The organism is Flavobacterium sp. LK-23 (assembly GCF_058135255.1).
This window is the reverse complement of the sequence record NZ_JBYUVT010000021.1, coordinates 31,411-55,821: the sequence shown is the minus strand read 5'-3', so window position 1 is coordinate 55,821 and position 24,411 is coordinate 31,411. Positions and strand designations below refer to the sequence as shown.

The following is a 24,411-nucleotide window of genomic DNA, read 5'->3' as shown; positions in this document are numbered from 1 at the left end:
GTAAAATATAGGTATTGTAATGTCATATTTTTTCTTTTTGTCCCATCATCTTCAGACAATAGATAGCAACAATAAGAGTAATCTGCAAATTTAAGAAAAACTATTAAGCTGTTTTTTTTAAAGTGCAACTGTAGGATTTAGACAAGTAAAAAATCTTTTGATTTTGCTCCATTTTTAAGTGTTTAAAAATGTATGTGCCAGATTAAGATTGAAGATAACAGCATTAAAAATAATCTTTTAGTGGAGTAATCGGTAGGCTATTACTGTTTTATTTAGTGTAGGTACAATGAGTAAATCATCATTTTCGATATATTCAATATCTGCAGTAATGATGTTTTCTTTACCTAAATCAATTAGTAAATTTTTATTTCCATTTAAATCAATAGTAAAAAGCTGTCCCTGCCAAGCTCCCGAAACTATATACCCATTTTTGCCATAACTGACAATACCATCCAGATTATCAATTCCGCTAAAAATCTGATGAGATTTTTTGGTTAGTTTGTTTATGGCAAAGGCAGTTTTATTCTCCATATTCAGCACTAAGAGATCCTCTTTAGTGCATAACAATCCATTTGGTTTAGCAAGAAAACCAGATTCAGCCCATACATTTATTTTTCCGTTTGCTATTTTATAGATCTTGTTGCCAAAGCAGTCAGAAACGTAAATATCTCCGTTGGTATCTATTGTTATATCGTTAAGGAATTTAGCATTATCTACATGATATACTTTCTCAATTTTAGCTGTTTCAGTATTTATCTGGACGACTCTGTCAATATCTGCAACATACAATTTTTTCTTATATAATCCCATTCCCTGAGGGTTATCCAATCCATCAACCCATTTTAAAACTTCTATTTCGCCATTTGTTTTAAGCTTGGAAATAAATCCATTGCCATCTTTTGCAAGATATTCACCATTTATATTTGAGATATAGAGAATCTTTTTTGAAGAATCGTAAAGTGCAGATTCAGGTTTTAAGAAAAGAGAATCTGATACCCATGCTTTGGTAATGTTCTGACTAAAAGTGATTGCGGGAATTAAGGTTGTAAATAAAATGAGAATTATTTTTTTCATTATTTAATCTTTAAATGGTTGTACTAAATTTTGGTTTCAGGTTGTTTAAAATGAAATCTAAATATAGTCATACTAACATACTAAGTTTTAGCATTCCTTTGAAAAAGAGATTGTTGATTGCAAAAGGCAAAAAATGAAGCATCCTTGTTAATCTTTCGAAATATACTATTCGTAAAAGTAACTCCTTACTAAGGAAGCCACAATAACTAAAAATAACCACTTTTAAAATTTAACGGTACAAATAGCCGGAGTGTGGTGTCCATTTGAAAGGAATTGTGGTCTTATGGTTATTTGATTGCTGATGATTTAATAAGCTAAAAATTACAGGAAAAGTATTTAGTAAGATGTTGGTTCGAGCCCGGTTCCCACAACAAAGTAAAAGTTTCGGATAGATCTGAAGCTTTTTTTGTTTTCTAAATATTTCTTTTGAGGTTTTATATTTTTTGTCACAGCTGTTATACTTAATTTCTTCTTTTTTATTTATCTCGATATACTACTTCCCATGTTGGTTCAAATTCTAACTCTTCAAATTGGAACGAATGTAAATTTTTATTTTTATAAATATCACTGCTAAAAGTATCTTGTATCCAATTTCCGAAAGTCCAATTCCCTGCTTTTTCAGGCTTACCCCATCTTCTTGTTTTCAAAATTGTTGCTTTGGAATTTATCCTTTCCGATAGCTTTTTCAAAATAGGTCTGGAATCAAGATTTAAACTCTTGGCAATTGCAACTACAATGAAGTATCCAAATTCAATATGCCTTTTGTTTTCAAAATCTCTTTGATTAGAAATTGAAATATAAATTTCTGGTGGACATTGCCTTTTTTCGCAAATTGTCCAAATCGGTGACCAAAGTTCGAAATCAAGAAAGTAATTCTCCGTGTTATCAGACATCGTCCACTTTTCGTGTGATTTTTCATTCCATTTAAGCCGTCCAAGCTTTAAATCAGAATGATAGACAAATTCTTTGTTGTCCTTTTTAGAGACACGTTTTTCAAGTTTGCATTTAGTTGCCCTAACTCCTGTCTCTTTTAAAAATTCGCTTTGTTTTACCAGTAAATCAAAATAGGGTTCAAAGTTCGATTTCCAATTTGTTTTTATCCAAGGAGATTTTTCCTCGTCAACCTGTCCAAAAATCAAGTAAAAATCATATTCTCTATTCTCCCAACTGGAATCAGCATTAGTAAAATTGTCGTAAAGATTTAAAAACTTATCTTTAAATTGCTTTATTAATCTCATTCTCTGTTAGTTTGTTTGTGAATATCATTAATTATCAAACCATGTATTAGATTCTATCTATTTAGCTAATATAGCAAAAAAGCCTTTTAAGAGAAATATTTAAAGAAATCTCAACTGTAGAATATAGGTTTCTATTTCACATTAAAACTTAAAAAAAAACTGCCCATGACAAGGTTTAACGAGGGACTTTAGTGGAATTATAATTATTAAATGATAATTTGTATTGCGCCACGATTCTGTCTCAAATCTTATAAATGTGTGTAATTTGTATTGATTTATCGTTGCACTTTTGAAGACAATTGCAAACAGCAAAAAAGGCTGTCTTGGCAAGACAACCTTTAATGACTAATTAAAAATAAAAATGTATTCTAAAGTTGTTACTTTCCTGATTGGCTTTCAGGGTTCATAATAACTTCGACGCTACTAGAACTATCCAAAACGTGCTTACTAAACTGCTGAATAGTTTTTGGGTTAATTTTAGAAATTAAACTCTTGTATTCTTCATCCGTTGAAAACGGAATCTGATTTAATGTGTTGTTGTAGATTGTTGTAGTCCAGAAAGAATTGGTCTTAAGTGATTCTTCTCTGTTTTTTAACAAAGCTTTTTTAATGTCTTCTAAATCATTTGCATTTACTGGATTTGTTTTTAAATCGTTTATTTCTTTCCAGACAATCTGCATTAATTTCTGTTGCTTATCAGGATTACAGTCAAAAGTTAGTGCCAAACTAAAAGTTGGCTTTGGAATTAACTCCAGGTTTCCGCCCACATTAACGCCGTAACTTCCGCCTTCTTCTTCTCTAATTGTTTGAAGGAAACGTTTTGAAAGTAGTTCTCCAATAATATACATCGTCATGGCATTTTCTTTACTGTACTCTGTTTTATCTGTGATATTTAAGTATACAGTACTTTTTGCCACTTCCATTGGGCGTTTAAAATGCATTATGGTTTTGCCCTTTTTTGGTTCAATATTATGATCGATAAAAGTTTCTTTTAAAGCTGGATTTGATTTTAAGTTTCCAATATATTTCTGAATTAGATCTAAAGCTTTTTCAGGAATGTTTCCGACGAATACAAAAGTAAAATCAGATGCATTTTTGAATCGATCGCGGTAAATGTTTTCTGCTTTTTTAAGATCAATCGTTTCGAGGAATTTTTCGTTGAAAATAAAAGTGCGTGGGCTGTGATTTGAATTTGCAAGATCGATTGAATCTTTAAAAGCGCTTCCATTATCTTTTTTAATGGTTTCTAAACGATTTTTATATTGTTCTTTTAGAATATTAAAGATATTGGGGTCAAAACGAGGCGCTTCAAAAGAAAGATACATTAATTGCAGCAGGGTCTCGAAATCGGCTTTATTAGAACTTCCTTGGAATCCTTGTGTGTTTTCGCCAATAAATGGGGCAGACTGTGCCACTTTTCCAGTAAGTTTTTCTTTTAAACCAATATTATCAAAATTTCCCAAACCTGACGATCTTGCAATTGTCGTGGCGATTTCAGCAGAAGCTAAATCTTCTGTTTTAATTAATGATTTACCGCCCTTTGCAAATGCAGAAAATAGAATCTGATCCTGTGAATGTGTTGTTGGCAAAACTATTACGTTGGCTCCATTTTCCAAAGTATATCCTTTTGCATCAGCAATTCCTGTAACTTCAAATGTCTTTTTGATCGCAGCAGGTTTTAATTCTTTGTCTATTAAAGGGGCATTGTTTTCTTTTTTAGTATAAGGTTCTAAAGTCATGCTTTCAACCTTTTTCATTACATTAACAACAGCTTCCTTATTTGGGAAATCATTTTTATCCTGATCAGCTCCAGTAACCAAAACTACCTGATTTGTTGGCTTCTGAATAGTTTTAGCATACGCATTCAATTCCTCCAAAGAGATACTTTTTATAATACCAACAATTAATTTGTAATCATCTTCAGGGGAAAGGAATGGTTTTGCTTTTAAGAAATAATTGGTCAAGTTATCTGCCCAGCTATCGTTGTCGACTTTATCTTTGTTACTTAGAAAATCATCATATGAGCTTATAAAAATCTTTTTTGTTCGGTCTAATTCGGCTTGTGCGGCGCCAAAACGTTTTAGGCGTTCTGCTTCCGTATAGGCCTCTTCAAACGCCTGAATTGTTTTTCCTTTTTTGGCTAAAGCCGAAATATTAAACGAAGTATTTAATCTCGAAATCGGTTCAAAATAAGTTTTGAAATTTAATGCCGAACCTTGATTTTTTAAGATTAATTCTCGAAAACGATTATTTAAAATACTCGTGTAAAAAGAGTTCAGTACATTTTTGCGCGTAACAATACTGTCTTTTACCAAAGGCTCATCTAAAACATATTGAAGTGTAATTGATGTTGAGGACGCTTCTTTGTCAGACGCCGTTCCAAAATACAATTCGTCATGTTTCGGAATTTCGGAATACGTTCTTGCAGCCACTTTTTTAGCTAAAGGAATACCAGAAAATATTGCTTTCACTTTTTGCTCCATAACCTTCACATCAATATCTCCCACAATGATTACAGCTTGCAAATCTGGACGATACCATTTTTTGTAGTAATTGCGCAGTTCAGGATATTTGAAGTTATTGATGATGTTTAAATCACCAATAACATCTCTTTTACTGTATTTAGAACCTTTGTATAAAACAGGATCAGTCTGCATTTTTAAACGGAAACCGCTTGTACGGCGCGTTCTCCATTCTTCTCTAATTACACCTCTTTCGGCATCAATTTCTTCGTTAGTTAAAGAAAGAGAGCCAGACCAATCGTGTAAAACCCAAAGTGTAGAATCGATCAGTTTTTCGTTGGAAACCGGAACAGTGCTGATGTTGTAAACGGTTTCGTCCTGAGCCGTGTAAGCATTAATGTCTTTTCCGAAACTTACTCCATTTTTTTCCAGCATTTTAATGATGCCTTTTCCTTTAAAATGTTCTGTTCCGTTAAATGCCATGTGTTCCAGAAAATGCGCCAATCCGTTTTGATTGTCATCTTCTAAAATAGCACCCACATTTTGAACAAAATAGAAACTTGCTCTATCTTTTGGTTCTTCGTTATGCAGAATGTAATACGTTAATCCGTTTTTTAATTTTCCGGTTGTTACGTTTTTATCCAGCGGAATGTTGGTTTTGAACTGTGAAAATGCGCCTTGAAACGACAAGGCGAGAATCCCAATAATGATATTTTTTTTAGTATTCATTTTTTGTTTTTTTATCTTCTATTTCTTCTAATTAGGATAAAAGCGGCGCTTAGGATAATCAATAAAGGAAACAGTCCTATGAAGACAATTTTACTTATAAAAACTTGATTAGCAGTAAAAGTTATTTTCTTATCGGTATTTTCGGGACGAGTGGTATCGATTGGAAATTCGTAATTGGTAAACCAGCTGAAGATGTCAGTTACAAACTGGAATGTTCCGGAACCGCCTCGGCTTAATTCGGCATTGCCCATAAAATCGGCATCTCCGGCTACAATTATTTTTTGTGTTTTACCATTCACATTTCTTGTTAAAGCAACAGCAAGCGGAACAGAAGTTACTGCAGGTTGTTTTTTCAAATCTTCAGGAATTGAAGTAATGCCAGTCTGCGCTTCCCAAGCCGGCTGTGCATTTGTTTTTAAAAGCGGTGTCACTTTAAAGCCAGTATCTTTTACTGTTTTAATCCCGCTGCTTCCTAAAAATGGGATTGGATAATTATTTCTGGTTTTACTGAATTTAATTACAGTCGGATCAAGATTTTTTGAAATTTCGGTAACCAAGTAATCAGGAGAATTGATTTCGCTTTCCTGTACCAATGCTTGTTTGGTAAAACTCAAGCCTAATTTGTCTGTAACTGCCGCTAAAGCAGAATTAGTTTCCGGTTCAGCCAAAAGCATTAGATTCTTTCCTTCGTTAATGTATTTGTTGATGCGGTCTATAGCACCCTGGCTCAACTGCGTTTTAGGGTCAGCAATAATCAAAATAGTAGTTTGCTCAGGAATATTCTGGGCATTAATGTCTACAGAAGAAACATCAAATCCTTGATTGATAAGTGAATATCTAAAAGTAATTTCATTAAATCCTGTTTTATAATTTTTATCTCCAACTTTATCTACACTTCTTTCCATGTTTCCAGTCGCAAAAACAATTTTAGGACTTGGAACGACCAAACGTTTTAAAGAGGCAGAAATTTCTTTTTCCATCGGAACTTTAAACATATCGTCGTACATCCTTAAGAATGTTTTCTTTCCGTTGTATTCCACAGTTCTTACCACTCTGTTCTGTTCAGATTTTAGATCTATAACCTTTTTAATCTCTTCAGGAGAATATAATTTTTTTAGCTTTAAATCCTGCGTTTCGATCATTTTTTCTGCCAGCTGTTTGTCGTTCAAACCAGGGTTTTGGGCATACAAAGCTTCATTGCTTGAGGTATCATAATAATACACATATTCCATTTCCATCTGGGGTATAAAACGAGTGTATTTTTCAAAACTTGCTATATCCGAATTTTGAGAATAAGGCATCGCCATATAGTAGTTGATATCTAATAAGTTTACATAAGTCGTTAACTTTATTGGGCCGTCTATTTTTTTGACAATATCTAAACTGGTTTTGGTTAACGTTCTGTCTTTTGTGCGAGTCATATCGTGATATAACGTAAGTGGAGCTCTAGATGTAATGTACCCAAGTGCCAAAACAACTGTGATCAATAAAGTATATTTCAAAACTCTTTTTGAGATTGTTTGTGCATCTCTCCCAGTTTGCAATTTGTAGATACTCAATACAATAAAAAGACTGCTTACTAAAACGAAGTAAAATACATCTTTACTAATGATAAGTCCTTCAAGCATTTCGTTTGCACGCCCGGCGATGGAGAGGAAATAGGTAATGTCTTTTACAATTTCAACATCTTGCCAAAGCTTTCCAATGAAATTTAAACCCGCCAAAACGACCAATGTACTAATGGCAGCAACGACCTGATAAGAAGTTAAACAAGACATAAAAAGTCCGATTGCAGCATACGTGCAAACTAACAAATACAACCCAATAAGTCCTGAAATAGCAAATTTTAAATCTAAATTTTCAATAGAGAAGTAGGCAATACCAACCTGCAATCCTAGTATTACAATGAATAAAAGGCAATAGGCTGCAATAGCTAAATATTTACCCAGTACAATATCTTTAATTTTAATTGGGGAAGAAAGTAACAGTTTGATCGACCCGCTGTTAATTTCACGGCTTACTAATCCCATTGTTAAAAGCGGAACGTATAAGTATAGATAATTTTGCATTTCGGTATATAAACCGCTGAAGCCTGAAAATATCGTTTGAGTAAGGTTGCCAAGACCTTCGCCAATTTTTTGTGCTTTTTCAAAGCGTTCAACTGTACCGAAGAATTTCCAGCTGGACTGGATCGAAAATATTACTAAAACTACCCATGCCACCGGCGAATAAAACATGGTGTTAAGTTCTGTTTTAGCAATTCTATATATTGTTTTCATTTGTTTAGTTTTTAAGAAGGAATAGCGTTTTTAGATGGGGCTTTTTTAGATAATTGGGCGAAGATTTCGTCTAATGAAACTTTTTCGAATTGAATTTCACGTAATTTCCAATTGTTATGAACGCTTAACGAAACGATTTTTTCTGCCACTTCCTGCGTTCCTTCAAATGTTATCTGCACTTTTTTAGGAGAAAGAAATACAGCATTTGTTACTTCCGGAATAGCTGTTAAAGATTCCAATTTTGGCGGATTTTCAAAACTTGCTGTTAATTTATCTGCTTCGATATAGTTGTTGAAAGCATCAAGCGTATCAGCAAAAACCATGTGTCCGTTTTCAATCATTCTGATATCCTGACAAGTTGCTTGAACTTCAGAAAGAATATGTGAAGAGAAAATAACCGCTTTATCTTTGGATATTTTTTTGATTAATTTTCTAACTTCTAAAATCTGGTTAGGATCAAGTCCGTTTGTTGGTTCATCTAAAACTACTAATTTAGGTTCGTGAATAATAGCTTGAGCAATGCCTACACGTTGTCTGTAACCACCAGATAAATTTCGAATTAATCGATGGCTGAAATGTGAAATGCCGCACTGTTCTTTGGCTTTCTCTAAAGCATTTTTTAAATCTTCTTTCTTTACATGATGCAGTTCTGCACAGTGAATTAAATATTCATCTACTGTTAAATCTAAATGTAAAGGTGGTGTTTGTGGTAAAAAGCCAATTAATTTTTTGGCTTCAACTGGGTTTTCTTTCAGGTTAATTCCATCAATAAAAATGCTGCCGCTGGTCTGGTTTAAGACACCACAAAGAATATTCATTGTAGTAGATTTTCCTGCACCATTAGATCCTAAAAGACCTAAAATTCTATTTTCTTTAATTTCAAAACTAATATTTTGTATTGCCCAATCCTTACTGTATTGATGCGACAAATCCTCAACTCTTACAATTGTTGTTTCCATAGTGTTTTTAAAATCGCAAGAATGTATTTTTACTGAAAACACATTCTTGCGTTATTTTTAATTTTTAGTATCCTGAATTTTGGGTTAAAAAGGGATTAGAACGAATAGCAGGTTCTGGAATAGGATATAAACTATCTGTACTTTTCCAGATTTTATCAGATAAAACGGAGAGTGTTTCATCTAGTTTTCCAGTTCTCTTAAGGTCTAGCCATCGGTGTCCGTTTTCTGCAAAGAACTCGCGTTGTCTTTCTAGAGCAATTAAATCTAATAACTGATTGGTATCTGTCAGAGAGGTATTACCCAATAAAGCTCTATTTCGAATAACATTAATATCCTGCTGTGCTCCCGTAATATCATTAGATCTTACTCTAGCTTCGGCTCTAATTAAATAAAGTTCTGCCAATCTCAGGACGGTAGAGCGTTCTACAGGAGAATCTCCAAATCCGTTTTGATATTTATAAGGTGCAATGCCTAAAAATACGCCTAATCTATCTCTAATGTCTATTGTCCAATTTGTTTTTCTAGCATCCCCAGTTTCAAAAAGTGAATTTCCTTTTCTTAATAAAAAAGTACCGCCAGTTGTAAATACAGAAGATCCTTCATAAGTGTACGAAACATTAAAATAAGGTATTTGCAAGATTGCTTCGTCATTATCAGCAATAAACGGACTGTTGTCATCTCCCAAATCAGTAATTATTTTATAAGTTGCTGTCTGGTTTATTACTGTAGTTGCATGGGCTGCGGCCTCGCTCCATCTTCCTAAATAAAGATTTACCCTTGCCAATAAAGCTTCTGCCGCCCATTTTGTAGCTCTGATTCTTTCCTGATCATAATTTTTATAATCTGTTGGAAGATCTTTTGATGCATCTGTTAAGTCCAGCAAAATCTGGGCATAAACAGTTTCTTGAGAAGATTGGGGTAATAGAGCCGACACATCTACATTTGTAGTAAGTACTAGAGGAACATTCCCCCAAAGATTAGTCAGGTAAAAATAAGAATACGCTCTTAAGAATTTGGCTTCTGCAATCCATTGTCTGCTTTTAACTGCACTAAGAGAAGTACTTTTAGAAACTCCTTCAATAACATTATTAGCATTATAAATCGTTTTATATAATTCACCCCAGTTAGTGTTTATCGTTCCATCAGTTTCTGGGATTTCATTCGAACTGTACAAATTGGCAATACCAGTTCTAGGCACCAATTCATCTGCCGTTTGTCCGAGAAGAGAATGAACTCTGTTGTAAAAAAAATCCGCAACCATGCTTTGGTAAATTCCGTTTACAGCAGCTTCGGCTGTTGGCTCTGAAGCATACACGGTTTCTGATGACAGCTGATTACTTGGAAGATCTACATCTAGAGCATCATCACAGCTCGTAATTCCTAATAAAAGAAAAAACGAAAATATATAGGTATATTTAGTTGAAATATTTTTCATGATTTTAAGATTTAAAATGTAAACTGAGTTCCAAATGTGATTGTACGTAATGGTGGCAATGCCAATCCCTGCGTTTCAGGATCAAGACCTTTGTATTTAGTAAAAGTGACTAAGTTTTGTCCTTGAATAGAAAGGCGGATACTCTGCAAGTATTTCTTTGTTGCCTCATCTAAAGGAATTTGGTAAGAGGCACTTACATTTTTAAGTTTAATGTATGATGCATCAACAACAGAAGCTGTTGAGCCTAAATAATTGAAAAAACTATTTTGATATCCTGAACTTAAAACATTTCCTTGTGCTAAATAATCATTATACTCATCCACTTGAAAATTTGCAGTACCGTAAGGGTAACCTGGTTGTGCTCCGGTACTTGACATCAGGGTGGTACCATCTTGTTTTACAAATTGAAACAAAAAGTCAAGGGTAAAGGCTTTATAGCTAATGGTGTTAGAAATACCGCCATAATATTGTGGATAGTTAGGACCATAATATTTTCTATCGCCTCTACCAGTATCCGCGTATCCAGTTGAGATTCTTCCATCTCCGTTTACGTCTTCAAACTGAGCAATACCAGCAGCATTGACACCTGTAAAATTATATAGATATCTAGATCCTAAAGGTCTTCCAACAACGTATTGAGAGTAATAACTGGTAAATTCTATACCTGGAAAAGATACTAATTTGTTAGAATTGGTTGAAATATTAAAAGAGGTTGACCAATTTAAATTCTTATTATGAATATTGGTTGTACCAAGGGTAAATTCCCAACCTTTATTTTCAACTTCAGCTGGTAAATTTGCTGTATAAGTTGTAAATCCTGCTTGTGCACTAAGCGTATAATTTACCAATTGATTGCTCGACGTATTTTTGTAATATGCTGCCGTAAAAGAAATACGGTCATTTAGGAAACTTAAATCAAGTGCAGCTTCAAATTTCTTTGTTAATCCCCATCTTATGTTAGGGTTTGCAATTCTAGCGGCAGCCATAGAAGCATTTCCGTTACCGTAGTTGCGCGTGTCAAAAGTTTCGGCATATTGATAATCTCCAATCTCGTCACTTCCAATTTCTCCATAACTCGAACGTAGTTTTCCAAAACTTAACCATGAAAGATTATTTAAGAATTTTTCCTGAGTAAATACCCATGCAGCACCTACAGAACCAAAATTTCCGAAACGATTATTAGCTCCAAAACGAGAAGAACCATCTCTTCTAAAGTTAACATTTAAAATATATCTATTTTGGATATTGTAGTTAAGTCGGCTGAAAAGTGATATATATTTGTATTCTACACTTCCGTTATTAGCCGTTATACTTTCTGCAGTTCCAAGATTTCCAATTAAATTGTCTGCGCTGTAACCACTTGAATTAACATAAGAAGGCATCTCTGATTTTCTATTCTGCCATGAACCTCCAACAAGTGCTGTTAAGTTTCCTTTCCATAATTCTGTTGTGTAATTAAGCTGAGGTTCAACAGTGAAATTATTCGTATTATTGGTTGAAACAGTATAAGATCTTTGAAAGTTTAAACTCTGATCATTTGCTTCAGCATAAGCATGATTGGTTGCAGATCCTGGCATAAATTGCTTGGTTTGCATTTGAGCTCTTCCGTATCCTAAATCTGTTTTAAAAGAAAGTCCCTTTGCAATTTCATATTGAAGACTAAAACTAGTAATTAAGTTAAGTCCTTTGTCATCTACTCTTTTTTCTAAAGCAGCAAGAGGATTTATATCACTAAAATAGTCTGGTGACCAGTAATAACTTCCATCCGCATTGTATAACGGACGGTTAGGAGCAGTACCCACAGCATAAGTTGTGATATCAAAAAATGGAAGTTTATTATTGTCTACTGCAAAAATTACAGAAGCGCCTATTTTTAATTTTCTGTCTAAGGTACTGTGATTGACATTAAAGTTAGTAGAGAATTTATCGTAGCTGAAATTCCCAGGTACAACAGTAGTTTCTTTGTGATAAGCACCACTTAAAAGAAAACTCGTTGTTTCGTTTCCGCCTTTTAAGGAAGCCGAATAATTATTAAAATTAGCTGTTCCTCCAATTAATTTTTTCTGCCAATTTGTATAAGCATTCGGGTCCCAATCTGTAATAGCGATACCATTACTATCAACATCAGCAACATCGCCATTATTGTTTAAAGCGGTTTGAAGCATATTTAGATAAGTAGGTGTATCTAGAGTTTTGGCCATATGTGCTACTTCCGAAACTCCAGAGTTGGTAGTTATAGTAAATTCTGTTTTACCGCCTTTTCCTTTTTTAGTAGTGATAAGAACAACGCCATTGGCACCTCTGGAACCGTAAATTGCTGTTGCATCTGCATCTTTTAAGATTTCGATACTTTCTATATCATTTGGATTAATGATGTTTAATGGGCTTGTTGATTTTTGAGCACCTCTAATAACATTTTGATCTTGCACTTGTTCTTTAATGTCATCTCCAATATATGGTACGCCATCAACAATATAAAGCGGGAGGTTATTGCCTGCAATGAAATTTCTACCACGGATACTGATATTCATATCACTTCCTGCATAACCAGAAGTCTGCGTTACAAATACTCCGGGAGTCCTTCCTTGTAGGGTTTGTAGAATATTGGTTACGGGTTGTTTTTCAATATCTTCAGAAGTGATCTTTACTACAGATCCTGTAGAAGTTCTTCTAGTTGTTGTACCATAACCAATCACGACTATCTCATCTAGTTTAGCTAGATCGGGCTGCATTTTGATAGTAATGGAAGTTTGATTCTGTACCGTCACTTCTTGCGTTTTATAGCCCAAATAAGATACTTTCAAAACGTGTTTTCCTGAAGGCAATTCGATGTAAAACTGACCATCAAAGTCTGAAACACCTTGTTTATTACCTCCAACTAAAGCAATAGATACTCCAGGCAAAGGTTGTCCGTTTTCATCTAGAACCTTACCGCTAAGCATGTAGTTTGCTTCGCTGTCATCTTCTTTTGCAATGGCTTTAGGAGTTTCTTTTTTGTAGATCACGACATTTTTGTCTACTTGTTTGTAGACTAAATTACTGCCTTGAAATACGGTATTCAAAATATCACTAACACTTCGGCGTCCTCTCGGTGTAGTCACTTTTGGAAAATCTTTTATGATTTGCGGCTGATAAGCAAATAGTAATCCCGTTTTACTCTCTATTGTTTTAAATAAAGTTTTAATATCCTGATTATGAAGTTCAATATCAACAGATATAGACTCTAGATTCTGGCCGCTCATCTCGGTAGCAAAAATCATATGAGTACCGCACGTCAGCAAGAAAATGTGGAATAAACTGATTCGCATAATCATAATGGTTTTTTTTGACAAGTGAAAAAAAGACGAATTCTTTTCACTGTCAAACATGGTTGTTTTACAGCGTAATTTCATAAATTTGCTTGTTTTTTAATGGTTACTGGATTAATTGTTAAAAATCTCGGCCATCTGGTGTAGGAGCTGGATGGCTTTTTTTAATTTAGTTTTGGTTAATGGTTCTGTTTTTAAAGGTTAATATTTAATTTTAAGAAGCTTTCTAAGTAGGAGATTAGTCGGCTTTGTCTTTATCTATTTTTATTCACAGCCTTTTCCATCAATAGTGATAGATCCAGCTTTGTTATATCTATATTCGGTTTCAATAACACTGCAGATTACTTTTAGAACATGATCTAAATCTTCTTCATTTAAGAAACTCGCAGTTATTCGGCAGTTTTTAATCTTTTCATTATCCAATAAAATCGAAACTTTGTATTTCTGAGAAATTAAAGAAACCGCTTCAGCCATATTGATATCGTCCAAAATCAGGTAATTGTTTTTCCATTCGGTTACAATGGCGACACTAATCGTATTTTGCTGATAGTCTAAAGTAGTTTTATTGACTTTAATCTGCTGGTTAGGAGTAATCACACCATAAATCTTTTCTGTATCTCCAACCTGAACTTTACCACGGGCAACGGTAACTTCAATATCATTGGAAGAATTTCGAGCATTGATATTAAAAGCAGTTCCCAAAACTTTAGTCTGCACTTTTCCAGTATGTACGATAAATGGTTTTTCTGGGTTGTGTTTAATATCAAAAAAAGCTTCTCCAGTTAGTGTTACTTCACGAGTTTTAGAGTCAAAAGAATTCTGGTCGTATTTCAAAGTACTGTTATCGTTTAGTAAAACCGTACTTCCGTCTGGAAGATGAACCAATTGCTTGCCGCTAAAATCAATTAAGGTATTTTGTGCAACGACATTTGGTGTTTCTGGAACAGCAGGAATAACTGTTTTTTCTTTAAAAAATAATGAATTACCCAAAGCAATTAGCAAAGCAATACTTGCGGCCGCAAAAAGAGATTGTAAAACTACTTTTCTTCGTCTCTTCGGATTTAAATCGACCACTTTAGGTTCATTTTGTGGTTGAGATAAAATGTAGTTTAGAACATCATCACTCTGTTTTTTGTCCATTACATCTGTAACATTACCTACTTTCAGCATATCATGAATTTTTCCTTTAAGGAAATCATCGTAAGCACCCTGCTGAATTATTTCCATCATTTGCTGCTGCTCTGCATCAGATAGATTATTCTGCAGATAGCCTTCAAATAACTCTTCAAATTTTTTTTGCTGCATTGGTTTAGTAAATTAAATTAGTACTTGTTTGTAAACGGTAGATTGGGTTATCTTTTTTTTTTTTTTTCAGCCCTTCTGATTTTAGGGATAAGAACGTGTTTTAATATGTCTCTTTATTATAAAGACCATTTAAAAAAGGGGAGGGAGTAGTGAAATGTGAAAAAAAGGTAAAAAAAAGGTAAAATAATAGCCAATGAGGCCTTTTTGAGAGAAAAAACTTTAATTTAAAATTTAAAAAATAGAAGAAGCGTCATGAACATATTCATGTACGGAGAAATTTTAAGACGTATAAATTTTAGAGCTTGAGCCATATGTTTTTTAACAGTATCGGTAGAAATGCCTAAACTTTCGCCAATTTTTTGATGACTTAAACCATCCAGTTTAGCCATTTTATATACTTTTTGCTGCTGCGGAGGAAGCTGCTCAACAATCTGATTTAAAATAGTATTGTACTGCTCATCTTTAATTGAAGTATCGGTATCAATAAAGCCGGCATCTTTTAGATTAATTTCTGATGCGAAATTAGTTTCTCTTGCAATTTTTTTGATAGAATTAAACAAATGATTGCGTGAGATAATATAAATGTAATTTTCAAAATGATCTATTTCTGCTACACTTTCACGATTTTGCCATATCTTCAAGAAAATATCCTGAACGGCTTCTTCTGATAAAATTTTTGATTTGGTAATTCTTAAAGCAGTAGAGTAAACAATATTTTTGTACTGGTTGTATACCGTTGTAAAAGCAAGCTCACTTCCTTGAGATAACTCAAAAAGAAGTTTTTTTTCGTCAATATTTGAATTTTGAGCCATGTTTAAGTAACAATCAATTCAGCAATATTATTTATTTTTTTTCAAACAAAGATTATTTATCTATAATATGCCTTCAAAAATACTGTTTTACTATTTTATGAATAAAATATTAAATTATTGTAAAAATAAACGTTTCAATTTTGCATAAGATTCAATCCTGTTTCAGAACTGTATTTAAATTATTGTAGGTTAAGTCTTGTTTTAATTGAGAATTGAATAAAATACAATAAAAAAAGTATTTTATATTAAAGGATATTTATAAAAAGTATAGATTTGTCTTTTTTCAAGCCCTTCTTTTTTTGCAAGAAAATTATCTTAATTCTTTAATTTGATTTTAATTATGAAAAAGAAGTTATTTATATTACTTAGTTTATGTTGCCATGCGGTTTTTTCGCAGACAGTAAAAAAGCCATTAGTTGATGCAATTACGGTAAAAGATCTTAAAACAGATATGTACCAAATGGCAGGAGACCATTTTAATGGACGGGAAGCCGGCACTTTAGACGAATTAAAGGTATCTGTTTGGCTGGCAGAAAAAGCAAAACAAGCCGGAATGTCTCCCGCAGGAGATGATGGCACTTTTTTTCAATTTTTCGATTTGTATAGACATCAGGTTACCAATTACACCAAATTTAAAATTGGACAAAAAGAATTTAAATTATGGACTGACGTTTTAGTAGCCGAAACAACAACCAATAAAGTTGAAGCACCATTGCTCTATTTGGGGAAAATTTCTACAGAAGAAATTAGGAAAATAGAGGTAAAAGGAAAAGCTGTTGTTTTAATAGCCTCTAAAGATGGAATTTCAGAAGATATTTCGCTTTTTGACAGACGTTATCCTGGTTTTGTCAAACAAAAATATTATGAAGATTTAGCTCAAAGGGGAGCGGCGGCTTTAATTATAATTGCAGATCAATTTGGTGAAGAATGCTGGTCTCAAGTCGAACCACAGATGAAGAGAGGAGTGTACGGAATTGAAGGTTATCGTGAAAAAATGCCTGTACCTGCTAGAATGCCTGCTTTTTGGGTTCATAATGACCAAATCGACTTTCTGAAAAACACAAAAGATTATTTGTCAGCTGAAGTAATTTCTGAAACTTACAAATACCCATCTGTAAATGTTGTTGGAAAAATAGACGGAAAAGACCCTGCATTAAAAAATGAGTATGTTCTTTTTAGCGGCCACCAAGACCACGATGGTGTACGACAAAAATACGGTCAGGATTCTATTTACAATGGAGCAGATGATAATGCAAGTACCTGTGTGGCAATGCTCGCGATTGCAAGAGCATTTAAAAAACAACCTGGAAAAAGATCTGCTTTATTTGTGTTTCATGGTTCGGAAGAACGCGGATTATTAGGTTCAAACTGGTATGCATCACATACGACAGTGCCTGAAAAAGATATTATTGCAGTATTAAATGGAGATATGATTGGAAGAAATGATATTAATCAAGCAGCACTTTTAGGTTCTACTGATCCGCATCAAAATTCTCCTGATTTGGTAAATGCAGCCAAAAAAGCGAATGACGAAGGACCTAAATTTGAACTCGATAAACTTTGGGATAGACCAGAACATCCTGAATTCTTTTACTTTAGATCTGATCATGTTCCTTATGCGCAAAAAGGAATACCTGCCGTTTTTTTTACAAGTGTACTTCACAGTCAATATCACACCCCAATGGATGAATCTGAAAATATAGATTTTGCAAAACTGCATAAAATGACAGAGTGGATGTATCGAACAGGATGGATACTATCTAATAACCCAGAAAGACCTAAATTTTTGCCGCCTAAAAAATCAAAACAATAAATTTATTCCAATTTCAGTATCGAAATAAATCATAAAAAAAGTCCTAATTTGATTAGGACTTTTTTTTTGTGAAATAAAAGAGGAAAGAATGTGATTACCAGTTTCCTTGTAATCCTTCTTTAAGAGCACTATTATATTTCTCCAAGTCAAAACTATACAAATCGGGCGCTTTATGTGCTCCGCCTTTTCGCGATTCATCTAATTTTGTTAGAATATCATAACGCAAAATTTTTCTATAAAAATTACCTCTATTTAATTTTTTACCTAAAATACCTTCATATAATTTTTGAAGTTCAGGCATTGTAAATTTCTCAGGGAGAAGGTTATAGCCAATAGGATGATTGTTCAATTGCTCGCGAAGTGTAATTAATGCTTTGTCAAAAATCAGTCTGTGATCCATCATGAATTCAGGAAGATCTTCTATAGAACACCATTCAACGGTACTAGAAAACTCATCAATTACCAATTTTACTTGCGAATGTTCTGCCAAAGCATAATACCCAATTGATATAAAACGCTGTTTGTACCAAATATCATCAGCATATTCAGCGAAAGCGTCTTCAGAACGATTGCGATCTCCAAAAGTATGAAATTGGTGCAGGTAAATATTTTCAGTTCCTGTTCTGTCTTTCAATATACGAACTGCTGCCTCATCAACATTTTCTGTTTTTTTTACATAACCGCCAGGAAGTCCCCAAGATTCCATGTCTTTCATTTTTAAAAGCAAAACATGAAGAGAATTTTGGTAAAAACTAAAAATAACGCTGTCAATAGAAAGTGTTGGAATATATTTTTTCCAAGCCTCTTTAGACTCATTTTCGAGAAACTTTTTAAAATCCATAAGGGTACAATTAGCTTCAAATTTAAACCTTTTAATAGTTACAAGTCAAATTGTTTAAATTTTTTCTGACAGTTTTGGCATCGTCACAAAAAATTAACTATTGGTGATATTTTTTTAAAATTTCTTTTAAAATCATTTTTACGTCTTTTCTTCTCTTCGATCATTTTTTTCAATAACTACGGCTCTTTACGCAAACGAGGTAGTTTGTTTTAAGTGTTTATTTGACAATTCAAGCATATCTCTTTATTTGTTGTTTTTATGGAATTTATAGGCGGGTTTTAATGCGATAATGAAAATAATAGCATCATTAATTTGCTGATTTGAGAAATTGTATTTAATATTGCTTCATTATGAAGCAATGAAAATTTCATAACAAAAAACCTAACTTAAACTACTCATGAAAAAATTAATTATTGCCACAATTTGTTTGGCATTTTATCCAGCTTCTGAAGCTTTTTCACAAGAAGATAAAAAACAGCAAGCCACAGATTCGATTAAAAAAACGACCAAAATTGTAGAATCAGACACCAAAGAAGAAAAAAATAGAAACGTAATGCTAAACGCAGCCAACAATACGGGGCCGCGTGATGTAAATATTGGTTTACCTTCGACAGTTGGAGGAATTACCATTCAAGAAAATGATTTACCAGTAGTATATTATTTCTGGCCAGAGTTGCCAAACCGTACTTGGAGACAAAGTACAAGTTTGGGGCGAACAGGTTTATTAAAAATCGGAGAAGCTGCAATTACAACCGGAGATTTAGGTTTTGCCGTTAATTCTTATACCAAACTCGGAACAGATAAACTGGAAGTCGTGGGGAATTTTTCAGGTTCAAGTTTCGGATGGATGAAAGGCGACCTAAATGTTTCTGGACCTTTGGCCAAAGGATGGTCGTACACAATGGGCGCCTATGCCAATTTTGATCCAAATTCATTTGATTTAAAATTTGCTAAGTATTCAGACAGAACACAAATTTACAGAGCAGGTTTAACCAAGAAATTCAATAACGGAAAAGGACAGATCAGCTTTTTATATAAATATGCCAACTCAGCTTCTTTAACCAATTATGCCGTTTTTAGATATAAAGAAGGAGGAAAAGTAGAAGAATACAATGACTTTAAAATCGGACGTGATTCGTATATCGTTAACGACGGAATCATGAAGTTTAAAGATATCTTAACGGGCGAAACTAAATTTGCTGATATGGGAGGAAGTGACGCTGCATCAACTTCGCATACCTTCGATATTTTAGGAAATTATGATCTGGCAAATGATTGGAAATTCAATTTCTCGACTCGTTTTCGTTATGCAGAAGCATCTCAGTTAATCGCAATTCCGCTTGGGATTTTTCAAGCTACTGCAGCAGATAATTTCACTTACAAATCAAACGGGAATGCATACGTTGGTAATGTAAACTCAATGTTGGGATTATACACAGACGGAACGCCTACAAAAACGGCTTTATCTCGATTTGAAATTACAAAAAGCGTAGAAAAGCACAAATGGAGATTTGGTATTACAGAATACTATTATCAAGTTGATGATTTCACATCGAGCAGATCATTCTTTAACCAAACAGTTAGTGCAAACCCAGATAAATTAGTTCGTAATACTCCAGGCGGCACTTCCAACACAGACGCCGACGGATTTTACAATTACAACGTTGGAGGTGAATACCACAATGGTTTTGAAAATAAATTATCTGGATATTTCTCTGATAACTGGACCGTTAATGATCGTTTTAGTTTGGCTTACGGTGTTAATTTACGATACCACAAATTAAAAGGAGACTATTATTTAACACCAAGAACACCAGATTTAGTATTTGATCCAAGTCAGAAAACCTATTTTGATAACAATTGGTTTCATTTAGGAGGGTCTATAAATGCAGTTTACAAAGTAACCAAAAGAGCAGGAATTCTTGCAGACTTTACCTATACAGAAAAAAATGGGCAGTTAGAGAGCTATTCTGGAGCTGTGGAGCCTAATTTGGCAAAAACTAAAAGCCCTTTAGGCGCTTTTGGATTGTATTTCAATCATGAAAAATTCAGTGTTGTATCGCAGGCAACTTATTTGACAAGAAATAATTATCAGGCAAGATTAAATTTAGTAAATCCATCAAATGCAAGCCAGTCAGAAGTAGCAACAGTTTTCTATGATATTCAGACTTTGGGCTGGACAACAGACATTGTAGCTTCACCGTTCAAAGGATTTAATCTGCATTATTTAATTACGTTTCAAGATCCTGTTTATAAAAATTACGATTTCAATGCTTTTGGAAATAGCTATTCTTACAACGACAAAAATGTTCTAGAAATCTCTAAAGTATTAATGGAAATCGATCCGAGTTATACGTACAAAGATTTCAAATTCTGGGCTAGTTTCCGCTATTTCAGTAAACAATATGCGAATCAAACTAATGCTTTGTTTTTCGCACCAAGATGGGAAACTTTTGGAGGTGTAAACTACAAAATAAACAATCATTTTGATATTGGTCTAACTGCGGTAAACTTCTTAAACCAAACAGGAGCAAAAGGAACAATCAATGGAGCGGAGTTAATTACAGACGCTTCAGCTTATTACGATCAGCTTTTGGTTGGATCTTACATCAGACCATTCACTTTAGAAGCTTCTCTTAATTTCAGATTCTAAATTTTATTTCGCATGAAAAAAATAATCATAACTGCTGGTTTCGCTTTTTTTCTAAGCGTTACTATGCAGGCGCAGCAAGGAAACTTTACGATTGTAAAAAATAACAAAGGTGCAGATTTGGGATATTCTCCCGAATCTGGCATCAAAATTCTAACCGTTAACGGAAAGAAATTTAAAGATTTAAATAAAAACGGAAAGCTTGATAAATATGAAGATTGGCGCCTTTCGGCAGATGAAAGAGCCAAAGATTTAGCTTCAAAAATGTCGATGGAACAAATTGCAGGATTAATGCTTTACAGTCGTCATCAAGCACTTCCTGCTCCTGCAGACGGATATAGAGCAGGGCATTATAATGGAAAAGTTTTTGCTGAAAGCGGTGCTAAACCTTGGCAGCTTACAGATGAGCAAAAGTTATTTCTGAAAGATGATAATCTTCGACATGTATTGATTACAAGTGTCGAAACGCCAGAAATAGCAGCTTTATGGAACAACCAAATGCAGGCTTTTGTGGAAGGAATAGGATTAGGAATTCCAAGTAATACCAGTACAGATCCGCGTCATACGGCAAATGTAACTTCTGAATTTAACGCTGGGGCAGGAGGAACAATTTCAATGTGGCCAGACGGTTTGGGAATGGCATCCACTTTTGACCCAAAAATTGTAGAACAGTTTGGACAAATTGCCGCAAAAGAATATCGTGCGTTAGGAATTGCAACAGCTTTGTCTCCACAAATCGATTTAGGTTCTGAGCCAAGATGGTACAGAATTTCGATGACTTTTGGCGAAAGCCCAGCTTTAACCAGAGATATGGGAAGAGCTTACATTGACGGTTTTCAAACATCATACGGAAAAGACGAAATCAAAGACGGTTGGGGTTACAAAAGTGTAAATGCCATGGTAAAACATTGGCCAAGCGGCGGTGCTGAAGAAGGCGGACGCGACGGACACTGGGCGTATGGGAAATTTGCGGTTTATCCAGGAAATAATTTACAGCAGCACATTGATCCGTTTATTAATGGCGCTTTCAAACTGAAAGGAAAAACCAGTAAAGCTTCGGCGGTAATGCCTTATTACACGATCACTTTTGATCAGGATAAAAAATACAATGAAAATGTAGCCAACGGTTACAGCAAATATATTATTACCGATTTATTGAGAGATAAATACGGTTACGACGGCGTAGTTTGTACCGATTGGCTGGTAACGGGAGACGAAGGAAAAACACCAAATTTATTTGCTGGAAAACCTTGGGGAGTTGAAAATCTTTCTATTGATCAAAGACATTACAAAGCGATTATTGCGGGAGTAGATCAGTTTGGTGGAAATAATGATAAGAAACCCGTTTTGGCTGCTTATGAAATGGGAATCAAAGAATTTGGAGAATCTTTTATGAGAGCCCGTTTTGAAAGATCAGCAGTTCGTTTATTGAAAAACATTTTTAGAGTGGGACTCTTCGAAAATCCATATTTAAATGTTGAAGAAACAAAAGCGGTTGTTGGAAATCCTGAGTTTATGAAAGCGGGTTATGATGCGCAATTGAAGTCGGTTGTGTTGTTGAAAAATAAAGCTGCAGTTTTGCCTGTAAAGGAAAAGAAAACGGTTTTTATTCCGAAAATCTATACGGCTTCAACCAAAGACTGGTGGGGCGTTGCGAGCCAGCCAAAATTAGAATATCCAGTAAATCTAGAATTGGTTAAGAAATATTATAATGTTACAGAAGATCCTTCAAAAGCAGATTTTGCCATTGTTTTTGTAACGAGCCCGCAGAGTTTAGAAGGCGGTTATGATTTAAAAGACAGACAAAACGGAAGCAATGGTTATGTGCCGATTTCACTTCAATACGGAACTTATACCGCAACGGAAGCAAGAGCAAAAAGTATCGCAGCCGGAGATCAGGTTATTGACCCAACTATAAAAGATAGAACATACAAAAACAAAACGGTTACCGCTGCCAATACTATGGATTTGAGAACGATTCTCGATACCAAAGACATGATGAACGGAAAGCCTGTTATTGTTTCGGTTACGGCTTCAAAACCTATGATTTTTAATGAATTCGAAAAACAGGTTGATGGAATTGTATTGAATTTCGGAGTATCATCTCAAGCTGTTTTAGATATTATTTCAGGAAAAACAGAACCTTCAGGATTGCTTCCAGTACAAATGCCAGCAAACATGGAAACGGTAGAAAAACAATTTGAAGACGTTCCTTATGATATGATTCCGCATAAAGACAGTGAGGGAAATGTCTATGATTTTGCTTTTGGATTGAACTGGAAAGGGGTTATTAAAGATGCCCGTACTGAGGTTTATAAAAAGAAGTAATTGATTTAATCTCGCAAAGACCCAGAGGCGCAAAGTTTTTTTCTTTTTAAGTTTTTAAACTTCGCGTCTTTGCGACTTTGCGAGAAACCACACAAGAGGCATAATCACTTTATTAAAAAGAACTTTTATGAAAAGATACAGACATTTACTAATTCTGATATTCTCATTATGGACAGGATTCGTTTCACAAGCCCAATCAACAGCTAAAAATTCATTTTCAAAAGATTTGGTAGTGCCTAGAATGCGTGTTATTGTCGACAATGATTTTAGCGGAGATCCAGACGGATTGTTTCAATTGGTGCATCAGATTTTATCTCCTTCGGCAGAAATTAAAGGAATAATTGGTTCTCATTTAAAACCGGGAGATGGTTTTGATTCTTCATCAGAAACGGCTACAAATGCAGTTAAAAAAGTGAAAGAACTTCTGGAAGTAATGAAGCTTCAAAACGCTTTTCCAGTTTATGAAGGTTCCAATTTGCAACTGAAAGATGCTAAAACACCCAATATCTCAGAAGGAGCAAAGGCAATTGTAAAAGAGGCAATGCGTGACGATGTAAAAACACCACTTTATGTAGTTTGCGGAGCAGGTTTGACTGAAATTGCAAGTGCTTATTTATTGGAACCTAAAATCGCAGATCGCCTTATTTTGGTTTGGATTGGCGGTCCTGAATATACAGATTTAGCTACTCCACCGCCAGGTTACACTTCATTAGAATACAATTTAGGAATTGATATTACTGCGGGACAAGTGATTTTTAATGATTCAAAAATTCCGATTTGGCAGATACCAAGAAATGCGTATCGCCAGACTTTATTGTCGTATTCTGAATTGTTGCTAAAAGTAAAACCGCAAGGAAAAACGGGAGAATATCTTTCAGAAAAAATAGAAAGTCTGATGAAAAGAGTACAGCAATTCAATCTTCATATTGGCGAAACTTACATTATGGGAGACAGTCCGCTAGTTTTATTAACGGCGCTGCAATCTTCTTTTGAGGCAGATCCGAGTTCGAGCTCTTATGTCTTAAAATCTTCACCATTAATCAATGCGCAGGGGCTTTATGAAACGAATCATAACGGACGAAATATTCGGGTTTACAATCAATTAGATACACGATTGATGTTTGAAGATTTTTTTGCCAAACTCCAACTGTTTAAAACAACTAAATAACAATCACACT

14 protein-coding genes are annotated in these 24,411 nt (G+C 34.3%); 4 read left to right on the top strand and 10 right to left on the bottom strand.

Features of this window, described 5'->3' with window-relative positions; all coding sequences use genetic code 11:
- Positions 1 to 237 precede the first annotated feature (237 nt).
- The 9 genes from AC3Y25_RS21380 to AC3Y25_RS21340 all read right to left on the bottom strand — a co-directional run bounded on the left by AC3Y25_RS21380 (position 238) and on the right by AC3Y25_RS21340 (position 15,601).
- Positions 238 to 1,074, bottom strand: coding sequence for an SMP-30/gluconolactonase/LRE family protein (locus tag AC3Y25_RS21380; protein WP_489904141.1), 837 nt, complete (start codon positions 1,072 to 1,074; stop codon positions 238 to 240).
- A 476-nt stretch (positions 1,075 to 1,550) separates the two neighbouring features.
- Entirely contained in the window at positions 1,551 to 2,312 is a 762-nt protein-coding gene (locus AC3Y25_RS21375) for a hypothetical protein (protein ID WP_489904140.1), read from the bottom strand.
- 377 nt (positions 2,313 to 2,689) lie between these two features.
- Positions 2,690 to 5,503, bottom strand: coding sequence for a M16 family metallopeptidase (locus AC3Y25_RS21370; RefSeq protein WP_489904139.1), 2,814 nt, complete (start codon positions 5,501 to 5,503; stop codon positions 2,690 to 2,692).
- Between the two features lie 11 nt (positions 5,504 to 5,514).
- A complete protein-coding gene (locus AC3Y25_RS21365; protein ID WP_489904138.1) occupies positions 5,515 to 7,782 on the bottom strand; it encodes a Gldg family protein in 2,268 nt (755 codons plus the stop codon).
- 11 nt (positions 7,783 to 7,793) lie between these two features.
- Complete coding sequence (locus AC3Y25_RS21360) at positions 7,794 to 8,741, bottom strand: ABC transporter ATP-binding protein (protein ID WP_489904137.1); 948 nt, start codon at positions 8,739 to 8,741, stop codon at positions 7,794 to 7,796.
- A gap of 64 nt (positions 8,742 to 8,805) precedes the next feature.
- Positions 8,806 to 10,176, bottom strand: coding sequence for a RagB/SusD family nutrient uptake outer membrane protein (locus AC3Y25_RS21355; protein WP_489904136.1), 1,371 nt, complete (start codon positions 10,174 to 10,176; stop codon positions 8,806 to 8,808).
- An 11-nt stretch (positions 10,177 to 10,187) separates the two neighbouring features.
- The gene (locus AC3Y25_RS21350) at positions 10,188 to 13,568 is read right to left on the bottom strand and encodes a SusC/RagA family TonB-linked outer membrane protein (RefSeq protein WP_489904135.1); all 3,381 of its coding nucleotides are present in this window, start codon (positions 13,566 to 13,568) and stop codon (positions 10,188 to 10,190) included.
- Positions 13,569 to 13,748: 180 nt separating this feature from the next.
- A complete protein-coding gene (locus AC3Y25_RS21345; protein ID WP_489904134.1) occupies positions 13,749 to 14,789 on the bottom strand; it encodes a FecR family protein in 1,041 nt (346 codons plus the stop codon).
- Positions 14,790 to 15,013: 224 nt separating this feature from the next.
- The gene (locus AC3Y25_RS21340; protein WP_427874407.1) at positions 15,014 to 15,601 is read right to left on the bottom strand and encodes an RNA polymerase sigma factor; all 588 of its coding nucleotides are present in this window, start codon (positions 15,599 to 15,601) and stop codon (positions 15,014 to 15,016) included.
- A gap of 340 nt (positions 15,602 to 15,941) precedes the next feature.
- Here AC3Y25_RS21340 and AC3Y25_RS21335 point away from each other — a divergent pair, with 340 nt between their 5' ends.
- Positions 15,942 to 17,414, top strand: coding sequence for a M28 family metallopeptidase (locus tag AC3Y25_RS21335; protein ID WP_489904133.1), 1,473 nt, complete (start codon positions 15,942 to 15,944; stop codon positions 17,412 to 17,414).
- Between the two features lie 94 nt (positions 17,415 to 17,508).
- Here the strand turns inward: AC3Y25_RS21335 and AC3Y25_RS21330 are convergent, their stop codons facing one another.
- A complete protein-coding gene (locus AC3Y25_RS21330; RefSeq protein ID WP_489904132.1) occupies positions 17,509 to 18,255 on the bottom strand; it encodes an NUDIX hydrolase in 747 nt (248 codons plus the stop codon).
- A gap of 397 nt (positions 18,256 to 18,652) precedes the next feature.
- On the opposite strand from AC3Y25_RS21330, the gene AC3Y25_RS21325 reads away from it, so the two are divergent.
- From AC3Y25_RS21325 to AC3Y25_RS21315, 3 genes are all read left to right on the top strand, one after another.
- The gene (locus tag AC3Y25_RS21325; RefSeq protein WP_489904131.1) at positions 18,653 to 20,908 is read left to right on the top strand and encodes a TonB-dependent receptor; all 2,256 of its coding nucleotides are present in this window, start codon (positions 18,653 to 18,655) and stop codon (positions 20,906 to 20,908) included.
- 12 nt (positions 20,909 to 20,920) lie between these two features.
- Positions 20,921 to 23,233: a glycoside hydrolase family 3 protein gene (locus AC3Y25_RS21320; protein ID WP_489904130.1), complete on the top strand. Its 2,313-nt coding sequence runs from the start codon at positions 20,921 to 20,923 to the stop codon at positions 23,231 to 23,233.
- Between the two features lie 127 nt (positions 23,234 to 23,360).
- Entirely contained in the window at positions 23,361 to 24,401 is a 1,041-nt protein-coding gene (locus AC3Y25_RS21315) for a nucleoside hydrolase (protein ID WP_489904129.1), read from the top strand.
- Positions 24,402 to 24,411: the final 10 nt, after the last annotated feature.